Raw genomic sequence first — 12,156 nt, 5'->3', positions numbered from 1 at the left:
GGGTTCCGGGCGTATGTCCGGGCAGCCAAGAGGGATGCGGATTGGCAGGCGCAAGGGGCGCCATGACGAGTGTCGATTGCGGACGTCTTGGTCAGCTTCCATCGTTCATTCGTGAGGGGAGATACGGAATGGAAGAGGCTATTCAAACGACGAAGAAGGGGAACATGAAAGGTGGCCGCGCCTGGGCCGTCGTGTTCGTCGTCTTCATGGCGGGCTTCTGCATGCCCGCTAACATGGGCGAGACCATGTGGGTCGCGCCACTTGTCATGCAGGCATACGGCTTTGGCCCGGACATCCTTGGTTGGGTCAACGGCGTGTTCTACATTCTCGGTGCGGTCATCGCATTCCCGGCGGCATCGTTCGTGCGCCGTCTGGGCATTCGCTGGTCGGTGACCATTGCACTTGCTTGCGGCATCATCGGTAACATCATCGGCATTCTCGCTGGCGATGTCGCCGTGCTCATGGTGTCGCGCATCATCCAGGGTGCCGGCTTCGGCCTCATGGGCGTCATCGGCGTCACGGCCATCACTCCGTGGTTCCCCAAGGAGCGCCGTGGTCTGCCGCTCGGCATCTGGGGCGCGTGGGTCGCGACGGCAAACGCCATCACGCCGATTATCGACGGTGCCGTTGCTGAGGCGACGGGTACCTTCATCAGCGTGTGGTGGATGCTCCTCGTCCTCGACATCGTCGTGCTCGCGACCTTCCTCATCGTGTATCGCGATCCGAGCGATCCCTACATCGACGAGGCGGAGAAGTCCGGCGAGGTATCCTTCAACTACAAGGAGCTCTTCAGCAACAAGGTCGTCTGGGTTCTTGCCTTCGTGTTCTTCATCGAGGAGGGTGCCTTCATCGCAAGCCAGGGCTTCCTGTCGGCTTACGTTATGGAGAATCTCAACGCGCCACTCATCGTGGGCACGGGTCTCGTGAGCGCGGGTGCGTTCTGGGGCATGTGCTTCAGCCCGATCGCCGGCAAGATTTCCGACGCCATCAAGTCGCGTCGCAAGGTGCTTATCTTCTGCATGGTGAGTGCCGTAATCTTCGGTGCGATGGTCTTCTCCATCACCGACCTGTACGTGTACATCATCGTCATCATCTTGAACGGCTTTACCGGTGGCGGCGTCGCGGCCATGCTCTGGGCTTCTTGTTCCGAGGTCGTGCCCTCGCACCTCATCTCCGGCGCGACGGCGGCCCTCGCCTGCGCGCAGAGCATCGGCATGTTCCTTGGCTCGATGTTCATGGGCAACGTCATCGCGGCCGTCGGTTACACGATGGCAGGCTGGTACGTGCTCGTGCCGTGCTTCACGCTCGGCCTACTCGCCGTCATCTTCGGTCTGCGCGGTAAGCTCAAGTAAGGTTACGCGAAGCGAAAACGAGAATGAGACAGCGAGTGCGAGCGCTTGTCTCATTCGGCAGGTCAGCGCCCTCGGGTTTCCGAGGGCGCTGTTGTTTCATGTGCTATTCGATAAGGCAAAAGGTGCCGGGCACGTCTTGTCTTGTTCCGCAGGTCAACGCCTTCGGGTTTCCCGAGGCGCTTTGCGCCGGGTCGTCTATACTCTGAAAAACCCAAACCCTTGGAGGACCCATGAAACCAAGCGAGCGCTTCTACAACCTGGCGATGCCCGTGTGGCAAACCTACTTCGACCATCCCTTCGTGAAGGGAATCGGCGATGGCACGCTCGAAAAGGACAAGTTTCGCTACTACATGATCCAGGACCACAAGTACCTCATGCAATACGCGAAGGTCTTTGCGCTTGGCCTAGTCAAGGCTACCGATGAGGGCGACATGCGCATGTACTCAGACCTCATCAGGGCAACGCTCGACACTGAGAATGCCGTGCACCAGGCATACCTGAAGGAGCTCGATGTCACGCCCGAGGCGATTGCCGCAACGCCCATGGCGCTCAACAACAAGTCATACACGGACTACATGATTGCCCAGGTGTCAAAGGGCGGCTTGCCCGAGATTGCGGTGGCGGTGCTTGCCTGCTCGTGGAGCTATAAGGTCATCGGCGATCACCTGAGCGAGATGAACACACGCGAAGGCAACTCGTTTTACACGCGCTGGATTGACATGTACTCCTCACCCGAATACCGCCAGGCCAACGACGACATGATTGCGCTCGTCGATAGATATTGCAGCGGTCTGAGCGAGGAACGTCTCAAGCACCTCGATGACATACTGCTTGATTGTATCTATTACGAATATCAGTTCTGGGATATGGCGTGGTCGAAGGGCGAGACGTATACGCCTGTCCCGCATGCAGAGTCCCGCTAGCACCCGAGAAAGGACAGCCATGACTCAGTACCTTGCAGCGAATAGGCGCACGATTGACCCGCTCGAGCACGCATCGGATATCGTGCCGAAAATCGCGAAGGACCTGCTCCTTACCACAAAGGCGAACGAGCGCGTCAACACGATGACCATAGGCTGGGGAGCGCTTGGTGCCGTGTGGGGCCGTCCGGCATTCACGGCCTACATTCGCACGGGTCGCTTCACACACGAATTGCTCGATGTGAACGACGAGTTCACCATCAACGTGCCCGACGCGCAGACCGCGCGTGCAATCCTCGGCACCGCAGGTTCCACGAGCGGCCGTACGATGGACAAGATTGCCGAACTCGGCCTTACGCTCGTCGAGCCCGAGGTCGTGAGCGTGCCCGGCATCAAGGAGCTCCCGCTCACGCTCGAATGTCGCACGATATATCGCCAGGACCAGGTGCAGGCCGCCATCGCCGAGCCATATCGCACGCAGTTCTACCCGCAAGATGTTGACAGCTCGAGCTGCGGGGCGAACCGCGATTCACACACGATGTTCATCGGCGAAATCGTCGCCGCCTACGTCATCGAATAGGCAGACAAGAAAAATGTGACAGGTGCCTGGCACCTGTCACATTTTGCAGAGTGGGACAAGCGTCCCGGAGACGTTTGTCCCACGTACGCGAAATTAGCCACGCTGCTTCTTGCGCAGGTACTCGAATGTCATGATGGGATGGCGGAAGGCCATGCGCGGAGCGGCATAGCGCATGATGGTCTTGATGCGCGCCTGCGCCTCGCCGCGCTGGCAATGCGTCTCGCAATCTTGACAGTTGCCCTCATGTCCATGGGGGCACGAGGCCGCGCGAGCGAGCGTTTGCTCGATGGCCTCGCGGCATTCCGGGCACATGCCAGCGGCGTCCTTCTCGACGCCATCGTGATTGCCGTTGCAGTAAATGCGGCCAATGGCCTCCATCGTGCGCCTGTCTTTGTCTACTCTCTCCATGAAGCCAGTATAGACGAATGCATAAGGCAACTGCTCGTTGCTTTACGGACGCTCATGGTCGTGCTTGAATGAAGGCACGTATTCGCAATCCGAGAGGGGATTGACCATGACCGATACCGCATCCGCCGCCGGAACCTGGGGTGCCAAGCCCAAATTGCGCGAGGCTGCCTTCGGCATGCCCGTGAACGAACTGCTTCCCAAGCTGCGCGAGGAGCGCGGCCTGACCCAGCAACAACTCGCCGACAAACTCTACGTGACGCGCCAGGCGGTATCGCGCTGGGAATGCGGCGAGACGAAGCCGGGCATCGACATGCTCAAGCTCATTGCCGTCACGCTCGACGTGCCCGTGACGATGCTTCTCGAGATGCCTCCCGAAGGCACGTTCTGCCAGAGCTGCGGCATGTTCCTCACGCCGGATGAATTCCGTGCTCACAATGCCGACGGCACGTTCTCGGATGAGTGGTGCAAGTGGTGCGTGAGCGAGGATGGCAGCTTCGCCACCGACTGCACGATGGACGAGATGATCGAGACCTGTGCGCCCATGATGGCGCAGACCAACGACGTCGCTCCCGACGAGGCCATCTCGCTCATGCGCATCGTGCTCCCCGAGCTCAAGCGCTGGAAGGAAGAATAGGGCAAGACGTGTCCGGCACCTTTTGCCTTATCGGCTTTATTCGGCAATGCCCTTAATTCTAGAAAGCTCTGAGAGAAAGTAGGGCAGAGCTTCGGAAGTAGAGGACTTCAGGTAAATCGCCCCAATGGAGACATTCTCGATGTCTTCAATTTTGCGGGCAACGAGACTCGTATTCAATGGAGCATCGAAACCGGGAAGTATTCCGACTATCTCATTGGGATTGCCAGAAAATGAGCGATTGGCAGGCTTGCCCTCAAAGATGCATGCTCCTCTATCTTGAACGAGAGCCATGATTCGAGATATATAACGCTGTCGCTTTTCTGGCTCTAGAAACCGCACGGAGTATCCATCTATATCCGCGCACGTCAAATGCTCGATGGAAAGCAGAGGGCTATCCTCGTTTAGCCATGCGTATATGGGAACTTTCCCAATCTCCAAAGTTCCAAACTCGGAGCCAATAAGATTGGAATCTAAAATCGAGAAGATAACGTCGTAGCCTTCCTGAAGTAGCAATGGCTGATAGTCCTGAACCTCAGTGTCACGAACGCTTATTCGCACGCCAGAATACTTATCTTCCATTGAAAGCAGCAAACAATTGAGTACATGAGAAAAAAGCGGTATCCGAATCGCCCCTCCAATAATCAGCGATCCGGACACCGCTCTGTTTTCCTGGATGTCTTTTACCGCGGTGTTGAACGCAGCCATGAATTCCAAAGCCGCATCGCGAAAAGCTTCCCCTTTCGCGGTCAATCGCACAGACCGTGTAGTTCGGTCCACAAGTGTCACGCCTAGATACTTCTCTAACGACGCAATATGTTTACTGAAACTCGACTGCGAAAGATACAGCTGTTCGGAGGCGTCCCGAAACGAGAGCGTGTCACATAGATGAAGAAATTGCTCAATCCAAGAGACTCGCATGCTGCCTCCTTCAGCTGCATCCAATTCTACGACTTCGGCAACTCCTTAGCCTCCTGCGCCTGCAGGTTGTTATATCGTTCGCTGCCGCCCGATCTCTTTACGATGAATTTCACGAGCAGGGGTGTCAGAATAGCGGTAATCAATAGGGTGAGAGCGATTTGAGTGATTGCCGCCGACCCATAAGCTGCGAAGTTAGCTCCAAGCATAGCAGGGACAAGCATTGCAGAACCCGTTGTCGTGCACATTCCAGCACCAGCATATCCAGGTCGTTTGTTTATTACCTTATCCGTAAACGTAAGCACGATGGCAAAAACGACAAAGACAAAAAGCGCCAGGAGTATTCCTGGAATACCGGCTTCTACGCACTGCATAAGATTCAAGCCAGAACCGAAGCAGCAGCCGAGGAAGGGCAAAATAAGAGGCGTCATGGTTTTGTTCATATTGGCAAGCTTGGGGTCAAGATTACCCATGACAAGGCCCAGGAAGAAGGGAATCAAGATGGTGAGAATAGTTACCCAATCAAATCCACCTGTACCGCCCGTGGCTAAAATTATAGCAGCGGGAATAGCCGGAGTAGTCAGGACCATCATGATGGCAAACATTCCCTGCTCTTCTGGCTCGCCATACTCCTCAATGACGCTGGCGTAAACTCCGGGATTGCAGGCGCACATCACCGCGGTAAATGCCACCGCATTGATTCCGAAAACGCCATCCATGCCAAACGCAAAGATAAAGGCGATGCTCAAGCCCACTCCAAATACAAGCTTTGCGACAGTCAAAGAGCCAAACCGTTTAAGGAGCTTCGGGAGATCCTTCAGGCGAATGGTTGCGCCACTTGCAAACATAAGCAAGCCTGACAAAACGAGCGCACCGCCGCTAAATAATTGCTGGGACATGCCACCCAGACTTTTCCAGAGGTCTGGGAAAATCGTTCCAATAATCGCGAACAGGAATAGTGGAATAAGGATAGATCCGCCCGGAACCTTTCCGAAGAATTTATAAAAATCAACCATGACAATCTCCTCCCTGTGGGAAATCAATACAAAGCAACCTGAGGGTCCTTGCTTTCGGCAGACAATATCTGGGGATGATTCGGATGCGTTAGATTCGCTTGAATAGTCTCAGGGCGTTATTCCGAAATACATCTTCCTGGCAATCTGCAAGCTCGGCGCACTCGAGTAAAGCCTTCTGCTTCTGGGTTATGGCGGGACCAGGCGTGTAGGGGAAATCACTGCCATAGACGAGTTTTTCGGTCCCAACCATCGTAATCAGTGCGCCGAGCGCCGCGGGCAACGCGTCTCCTGCGACGTCAAAATACATGGATTTAATTTGTCCAAGAACATCGCATGGATCCGCCAGTCCCTTAGGAATAAGAACGTTATTCATCATGCCGTTAAGCCGGTAAATAACAGCGGGAAGAAATGATCCACAGTGCGGAACGAGGAAGCTGATGTTTGGATATTTTTCGACAGTGCCATTAGCGATCATGTTCGTCACTGCCCTGGTAGTATCGCCAACATACTCGAAGAGGGGGAGTGGCCCTGCAGTAAAAACATCTTGCGGGATTACGGGAGGCTGTTCCGGGTGAATGGTAACAACAGCGTTCAGCTCATCTAAAACCTCAAAGAGGGGATCATACTCCTTGGCTCCAAGATACAGCCCGTCTACATTGCTTGGAAGCTTTACGCCATCTGCATTGAGATCACATATCGACCGTCTTGTCTCGGCAATAGCTGCATCCATGTAGGGAACAGGCAGCAGCGCAGAAAATCCAATTTCATCAGGATGCTCTAGCTTTATCTCTGCCAGCATGTCGTTCGACTGACGGCATATTTCAACCAATGCGGCCTCGTCCCCGAAATGAGGGAAAGGGGCGGAGTAGGACAGAAACGAAAGCCCTATGCCGTTGCATCGTGCATTATCCAGATGCTTCTCGACGGTCCAATCCTGACCATACCTAGGCACCGGAAAGCCCTCAATAGCCGCAACGTCGATATCGTGGTCCTCGAATGCTTCCTCGATTGTTGGGGATAAAAAATGACAATGCGTATCAACATAGCCATAACTCATGTGCGCATACCTCCAAGACCTCCAATCGCTATGACTAGAGGCGATAGACTTGAAGACAGCAAACCGGTTTAGCTATCGTGATGGCTTAATTATATGCTCTGACCTTGCGTTTATTACCATCTCTTATCGCGTGTCAGAATTTCCAAAACAGAATCAATCGCCCAAATACGCGCATACGAAAACATCCGAAAGCAAAGCGCCCCCGGAAACCCAGGAACGCTGGTTGTGCAGCGAGAAACCAGTAAGGAAAAACCCTGTTTGCCGATGAAGATGCCGTTGAAGTGTAATCAGAGAATAATCAGATAGGTGGTATACTTCTTCTGCGAAAGAGGTGGTAACGATGCCTGTCATGAGAACGACCACGGAGTTGCAACGGAACATGGGCGATGTCGCTGCGCTCTGCCATCAGATCAAGGAGCCGATCTACATCACCAAGAACGGCGAGGCGGACCTTGTGCTTATGGATGCAGCCGCGTTCGAGCATGCTCTCGACTTGCGGAATGCGGCATTTGAGCGAGAGGTGCGGACACTCGAGGGGATCGAGCGCGGGCGCGAGGAAATCGCTGCTGGCAAGGGGCGTCCCTACGCTGCGATTCGTGAGCAGCTGAGCTTATGAGTGATGACGATTTGCCTCTTTACGAGGTCATCCTTTCTCCGACATCAGAAATTGCCTTAATGGCAATTGGCTCGAGGGCCGACCTGCGGGCAGTCGACAATGTCTTGCAAGCGCTTGCAACAACTCCCACGATGGGACGTACCTACGATCCGCTCTACGAAGCGGCTACGCCGGAGAAACCAATCATGGTTGTCTACGCTGGCCACTATGGCATTTATTACGATATCGACGAGTCCTGTCTCAAAGTGAATGTCGCCTATATCGAAGACCAGCGTACCGACCCAACAAAACGCTTCGGCACATAGGCGGTAGCTCACTTGCCCTCTGTGCTATCATGTGGCCGCTGTTTGGCTCGGTGGCGGTGGCGCGCCAAGATGCCGAGCTCTGATGAGGGGAACTGGACCTTGCGCCTCTAGCTGATGACTCATTCCGTTTCGCGGCAAGCCGTCTTCGATGGCGGGCATGCTGCACTGTCATCAAGCGAGGTCCCCATGCAGATTACCCTGAATCATGTTTCCTATTCCTATCCCGGTTCGACCCAAACCGTGCTTGCGGATGTGAGCGCCGTCTTCCCGCAAGGTTGGACGGGCATCATCGGCAATAACGGCTGCGGCAAGAGCACGCTTGCCCGCATCGCGGCTGGGCTGCTTTCGCCTGATAGCGGAGCGGCCTCTCCATGCGGGCTTGTCGCTGCCTACTGCGAGCAAGACGCGACCATCGCTCCCGCGCGACTCGAAGACTTCGCTTGCTCATGGGGGCAACGCGCCGTGCGTCTGCGCGCGGCACTCGGCATCGATGACGATTGGCCCTGGCGCTACGACACGCTTTCGAGTGGCCAGCAGAAGCGCCTGCAAGTTGCGGTTGCGCTCTGGGAGGAGCCGGACTTGCTCGTCATGGACGAGCCAACCAACCATGTGGACGCACGTACACGCCATGCTATCGCGCACGCGCTCGCGAGCTATCAGGGCCTAGGGCTGCTGATATCCCACGACCGCGAGCTCCTGGATGACCTCGTCATCCAATGCCTGTGTTTCGAGGGTCCAAACGTCATCATGCGTCCGGGCAGCTATACGCAGGTGAAGGGCCAGGCAGCGCGCGAAGCTACGAGCGCGCAGCGGCAGAGGCAGGACGCCAAGCGCGAGGTGTCGCGTCTTCAAGCGGAAGCCGCGCGCCGAAGCAGCGAGGCGAGCAGGTCGGCTACGAAGCGAAGCGCCCGATACCTTGACGCAAAGGACCATGATGGCAAGGAGCGCATCAAGCTTGCGGTGTATACCGGGAAGGATGGCGTCGCTGGCAAGCTCTCCACGCGCATGGGTGCGCGCCTCAAGAAAGCGCAGCAGGCGCTTGATGATGCGTACGTGAACAAGGAATACGCGGGCGATATCTGGATGGACGCCGAGGCAAGCCCCCGCAAGGTGTTCGTGTGCATGGAGGCTTGCGACCTGACGCGCGGCGAGCATCGGCTTCATGTGCCCGACCTCGCGGTGGGCAATACCGAGCACATCGGCATCGCCGGAGTCAACGGTAGCGGTAAGACGACGCTGCTCACGGCTCTCATGGAGGCGGTGCCGAATGACCTGAGCACCCTGTATATCCCGCAGGAAATTGGCCCTGAGCAGGCTGCACACATCATGTTGGCGCTGAGCGACATGTCTCGCAACGAGCGCGGGCGCGTGCTCTCCATCGTGGCGCAGCTCAACTCCGATCCCGACCGCATCCTGGATGGCAGCGAGCTGAGCCCGGGTGAGATGCGCAAGCTCATGCTCGCGCAGGGCATCTTGCGGCAGCCGGTGCTGATAGCCATGGATGAGCCGACCAATCACTTGGACCTCGGTTCCATCGAAGCCCTCGAGCGTGTACTCGTCGCTTATCCGGGTGCACTGCTGCTCGTGAGTCACGACGAGCGCCTACTCGAGAGGACGGCGGATATACGCTGGCATCTTGAGCGCGACGACGGCGATGTGAACTCGTTCTCGCTGGAAGTCCTCTGACCCGCAGAATGTGACAGGTGCCAGGCGCCCGTCACATTTTCTCCTCCTCTCATTGACGTTTCGTCAATTGTGTTCATTGACCCTGTGTCGACCGTCGCGATAGCCTAATACGCGGATTGAGAGACGGGGAGTGAACGTGGAGAACACGACTGACATATCGACAAGTCGCAGTGATGCGCGTCGGTTGGAAATCGTCGCAGCAGCACGCGAGCTCTACGAGGAGCGTGGCCTCTCTCGCACGACCGTGAAGGACATCGCGGAGCGCGTCGGCGTTACGCGCACGCTCTTCTATCACTACTTCCCGGACAAGGATGCCGTCACTTCTGCCGTCCTCGACGACTACATCCAGGACTACATCGAAGCCCTCGAGCTCTGGAACGAAGGGCGCATCGAAGGTGACATCGACCATGCGCTTCGCACGATCGTCAAGCTTCTGCGCATCGGCCTGTTCGAGGACGACGCGTTCCACATTGCGCTCTCGTCGCGCGAGAACGCGGCACTCTACCTCGAGTTCGTGAACCGCGTGGCGGATGAGACCACGCGCTACATCATCGATACCACCGTCCGCGACTACGCGGAGCTGCATGACATACGGATTCAACACCTGTACGAGACGTTCTACGTGCTTGTACTCGGTGTGATTGGATATCTGCGCAAGCATCCGGATGCCGACGACGCCATTATCGCCGACGTAATTGCTCAGACACTCCATCTCGATAGGTCCTAAGCAAGGAGGGATTGAAATGCTGTTTGACGTCTACGGGGCAAACGCCCCATTCCAATGGATGGGTCTCATCATGGTGCTCGTCGCGCTCATCCTGCTCAACGAGTTTGCCCGCCGCACGAAGGCAGGCGGCATCTTCATGTTTATTGGCGTATGCGGCTTCATGACCGTGTACTGCATCGCCGTGGAAGTGGGCGCGGCCATGGGTGCCGAATGGGCGCTCAACAACCCCACCTATCAGACTATGGGCGGCTGGTTCCACTACGCCAAGGTGTATGCCGCGACCGCGGGCTGCATCGGCTTCATGGCCCTCAAGTATTCCTGGGGAAAGATCGGCCGCTCCCACTGGTTCAAGGCGTTCCCGTTCGTGATCGTCGCCATCAACATCTTGATTGCCGTGGCCAGCGACTTCGAGAGCGCCATCGTCGCCTGGGATTCCAGCTTCGTCACCGACGAAGGTGTGCTGCTCAATGGCGGCTGGCATAACGTGCTCAACGGCTGCGCGGGTCTGCTCAACATCCTGTGCATGACCGGCTGGTTCGGCATCTACATCTCCAAGAAGCGCCAGGACATGCTGTGGCCCGACATGACGTGGGTCTTCATCATCGCCTACGACCTCTGGAACTTCTGCTACACCTACAACTGCCTGCCGACGCATTCTTGGTACTGTGGCATTGCGCTCCTTCTGGCACCGACCATCGCCGGCCTCATCTGGAACAAGGGCGGCTGGATCCAGAACCGTGCGTTTACTCTCTCGATGTGGTGCATGTTCTGCCAGATGGTGCCCATGTTCGCCAACGACTCCATCTTCGCGGTGCAGTCGGTGAACGACCCGGCGGTCAACACCGTGGTCGCCTCCATCGCCCTGATTGCCAACATCCTGGCGCTTGGCTACATCATCTACCGCTCCAAGAAGCTGCACGTCAACCCGTACAAGCAGGAGGTCTTCGTGGGCACGAAGGACTTCAGGGATGCCATGGCGCGTCGTGCTGACACCGCCTATCTGCTTGAGACCGAGCCCAAGAGCGCCACGCCGGCCGAGATTGCCGAGATGGTCGCCTACAACGAGCTGCCCGTGGACGGCGAGCTGGGCTTCGTGTACGTGAGGAAGGATGCCAACGAAACTGAAGTCGAGGTCGATACCATCAAGCGCGAGTAACGCGCCCCTCCATTCCGTATGATGCGGATGGCCGTTTCGGCCCATGGCCATTCGCATCAGCTCCCAACGAGAGAAGCCGTCCCACTGGGCGGCTTCTCTTTCGTTCTCCCCGAAAATGTGACAGGTGCCAGGCACCTGTCACATTTTCGCCCCATTGCCGCCCAGCCGCTCGCGGGATGAAATGTCGCATGTGCATGCGAGCGTTTATCCTGTAGCAAAGGCCACGAACGATGGGGAGCGTACGATGGGGTTCCTTTTGACGCGCAGGGCAGCGCTGGCGGACAAAGATGCCGTCATGGATTTCTACTACAACATGATCGAGGAGATGCAGGGGACGGACTTTGACATCCTCTGGCAGCATGACAAGCATCCGAGTGACGCCCATTTGCGTGAGTCGGTGGAGCGAGGATACATGTTCATTGGCATCGCCGAGGATGGCAACATTGCCACAGCGCTTGTCGTCAATCATGACAGAGCACCCGGTTACGAGGCCGTGCCCTGGAAGGTGGACGCGCCCCTTGACGAGCTCGGCATCGTGCATTCGGTTGCCACGCGGCCAGCATATCATGGTCGCGGTTACGCCTCCATGCTCATGGAATTTGCGATTGACGTGTCGCGTGGGGAGGGATTGCGCGCCTTGCAGCTCGACACCTTTGTCGACAACGTGCGCTCCCATGGGCTTTACGACAAGCTCGGCTTCGTCAATCACGGCGCACATTCAGTTTATTACGATGATTTGGGAACCGTCGACCTTGACATGTTCGAGTACGCGCTGTGATAGCGG

General features: G+C 56.7%; 14 protein-coding genes. 10 read left to right on the top strand and 4 right to left on the bottom strand.

The window, feature by feature from the left end; genetic code table 11:
- Positions 1-128 precede the first annotated feature (128 nt).
- The 3 genes from OIM11_00530 (at position 129) to OIM11_00520 (ending at position 2,852) form a co-directional block, all read left to right on the top strand.
- Positions 129-1,352, top strand: a complete 1,224-nt coding sequence (locus OIM11_00530) for an MFS transporter (GenBank protein ID HJI99636.1) — start codon at positions 129-131, stop codon at positions 1,350-1,352.
- 230 nt (positions 1,353-1,582) lie between these two features.
- Positions 1,583-2,275, top strand: a complete 693-nt coding sequence (gene tenA, locus OIM11_00525) for a thiaminase II (protein ID HJI99635.1) — start codon at positions 1,583-1,585, stop codon at positions 2,273-2,275.
- Between the two features lie 19 nt (positions 2,276-2,294).
- Positions 2,295-2,852 (top strand): flavin reductase family protein, encoded by a 558-nt coding sequence (locus OIM11_00520; GenBank protein HJI99634.1) that lies wholly within the window; start codon positions 2,295-2,297, stop codon positions 2,850-2,852.
- Between the two features lie 93 nt (positions 2,853-2,945).
- Here OIM11_00520 and OIM11_00515 read toward each other — a convergent pair whose 3' ends face one another.
- Positions 2,946-3,290, bottom strand: a complete 345-nt coding sequence (locus OIM11_00515) for a nitrous oxide-stimulated promoter family protein (GenBank protein HJI99633.1) — start codon at positions 3,288-3,290, stop codon at positions 2,946-2,948.
- 76 nt (positions 3,291-3,366) lie between these two features.
- On the opposite strand from OIM11_00515, the gene OIM11_00510 reads away from it, so the two are divergent.
- The gene (locus OIM11_00510; GenBank protein ID HJI99632.1) at positions 3,367-3,894 is read left to right on the top strand and encodes a zinc ribbon domain-containing protein; all 528 of its coding nucleotides are present in this window, start codon (positions 3,367-3,369) and stop codon (positions 3,892-3,894) included.
- Positions 3,895-3,930: 36 nt separating this feature from the next.
- Here the strand turns inward: OIM11_00510 and OIM11_00505 are convergent, their stop codons facing one another.
- From OIM11_00505 to OIM11_00495, 3 genes are all read right to left on the bottom strand, one after another.
- Positions 3,931-4,812, bottom strand: a complete 882-nt coding sequence (locus OIM11_00505) for a LysR family transcriptional regulator (protein ID HJI99631.1) — start codon at positions 4,810-4,812, stop codon at positions 3,931-3,933.
- 26 nt (positions 4,813-4,838) lie between these two features.
- Positions 4,839-5,825, bottom strand: a complete 987-nt coding sequence (locus tag OIM11_00500; GenBank protein ID HJI99630.1) for a 2-keto-3-deoxygluconate permease — start codon at positions 5,823-5,825, stop codon at positions 4,839-4,841.
- A gap of 88 nt (positions 5,826-5,913) precedes the next feature.
- Positions 5,914-6,882 (bottom strand): amidohydrolase, encoded by a 969-nt coding sequence (locus OIM11_00495; GenBank protein ID HJI99629.1) that lies wholly within the window; start codon positions 6,880-6,882, stop codon positions 5,914-5,916.
- A gap of 340 nt (positions 6,883-7,222) precedes the next feature.
- Between OIM11_00495 and OIM11_00490 the strand changes: the two genes are divergently transcribed.
- The 6 genes from OIM11_00490 to OIM11_00465 all read left to right on the top strand — a co-directional run bounded on the left by OIM11_00490 (position 7,223) and on the right by OIM11_00465 (position 12,150).
- A complete protein-coding gene (locus OIM11_00490) occupies positions 7,223-7,498 on the top strand; it encodes a type II toxin-antitoxin system Phd/YefM family antitoxin (protein HJI99628.1) in 276 nt (91 codons plus the stop codon).
- A complete protein-coding gene (locus OIM11_00485) occupies positions 7,495-7,803 on the top strand; it encodes a hypothetical protein (GenBank protein ID HJI99627.1) in 309 nt (102 codons plus the stop codon). Before OIM11_00490 ends, OIM11_00485 begins: the two co-directional genes overlap by 4 nt.
- A 186-nt stretch (positions 7,804-7,989) precedes the next feature.
- Positions 7,990-9,489, top strand: a complete 1,500-nt coding sequence (locus tag OIM11_00480) for an ATP-binding cassette domain-containing protein (GenBank protein ID HJI99626.1) — start codon at positions 7,990-7,992, stop codon at positions 9,487-9,489.
- 136 nt (positions 9,490-9,625) lie between these two features.
- On the top strand, positions 9,626-10,216 hold the full coding sequence (locus OIM11_00475; protein ID HJI99625.1) for a TetR/AcrR family transcriptional regulator: 591 nt from the start codon (positions 9,626-9,628) through the stop codon (positions 10,214-10,216).
- Between the two features lie 16 nt (positions 10,217-10,232).
- A complete protein-coding gene (locus OIM11_00470; GenBank protein ID HJI99624.1) occupies positions 10,233-11,372 on the top strand; it encodes a DUF5692 family protein in 1,140 nt (379 codons plus the stop codon).
- A gap of 244 nt (positions 11,373-11,616) precedes the next feature.
- On the top strand, positions 11,617-12,150 hold the full coding sequence (locus OIM11_00465; GenBank protein ID HJI99623.1) for a GNAT family N-acetyltransferase: 534 nt from the start codon (positions 11,617-11,619) through the stop codon (positions 12,148-12,150).
- Positions 12,151-12,156 lie beyond the last annotated feature (6 nt).

The organism is Coriobacteriaceae bacterium, assembly GCA_025992705.1.
Lineage (GTDB): Bacteria > Actinomycetota > Coriobacteriia > Coriobacteriales > QAMH01 > QAMH01.
This window is presented reverse-complemented; position numbering and strand designations above follow the sequence as displayed.

Coding starts and splice junctions, on each gene's coding strand:
- OIM11_00530 (HJI99636.1), top strand. CDS start 129: ATGGAAGAGGCTATTCAAACGACGAAGAAGGGGAACATGAAAGGTGGC.
- tenA (HJI99635.1), top strand. CDS start 1,583: ATGAAACCAAGCGAGCGCTTCTACAACCTGGCGATGCCCGTGTGGCAA.
- OIM11_00520 (HJI99634.1), top strand. CDS start 2,295: ATGACTCAGTACCTTGCAGCGAATAGGCGCACGATTGACCCGCTCGAG.
- OIM11_00510 (HJI99632.1), top strand. CDS start 3,367: ATGACCGATACCGCATCCGCCGCCGGAACCTGGGGTGCCAAGCCCAAA.
- OIM11_00505 (HJI99631.1), bottom strand. CDS start 4,812: ATGCGAGTCTCTTGGATTGAGCAATTTCTTCATCTATGTGACACGCTC.
- OIM11_00500 (HJI99630.1), bottom strand. CDS start 5,825: ATGGTTGATTTTTATAAATTCTTCGGAAAGGTTCCGGGCGGATCTATC.
- OIM11_00495 (HJI99629.1), bottom strand. CDS start 6,882: ATGAGTTATGGCTATGTTGATACGCATTGTCATTTTTTATCCCCAACA.
- OIM11_00490 (HJI99628.1), top strand. CDS start 7,223: ATGCCTGTCATGAGAACGACCACGGAGTTGCAACGGAACATGGGCGAT.
- OIM11_00485 (HJI99627.1), top strand. CDS start 7,495: ATGAGTGATGACGATTTGCCTCTTTACGAGGTCATCCTTTCTCCGACA.
- OIM11_00480 (HJI99626.1), top strand. CDS start 7,990: ATGCAGATTACCCTGAATCATGTTTCCTATTCCTATCCCGGTTCGACC.
- OIM11_00470 (HJI99624.1), top strand. CDS start 10,233: ATGCTGTTTGACGTCTACGGGGCAAACGCCCCATTCCAATGGATGGGT.
- OIM11_00465 (HJI99623.1), top strand. CDS start 11,617: ATGGGGTTCCTTTTGACGCGCAGGGCAGCGCTGGCGGACAAAGATGCC.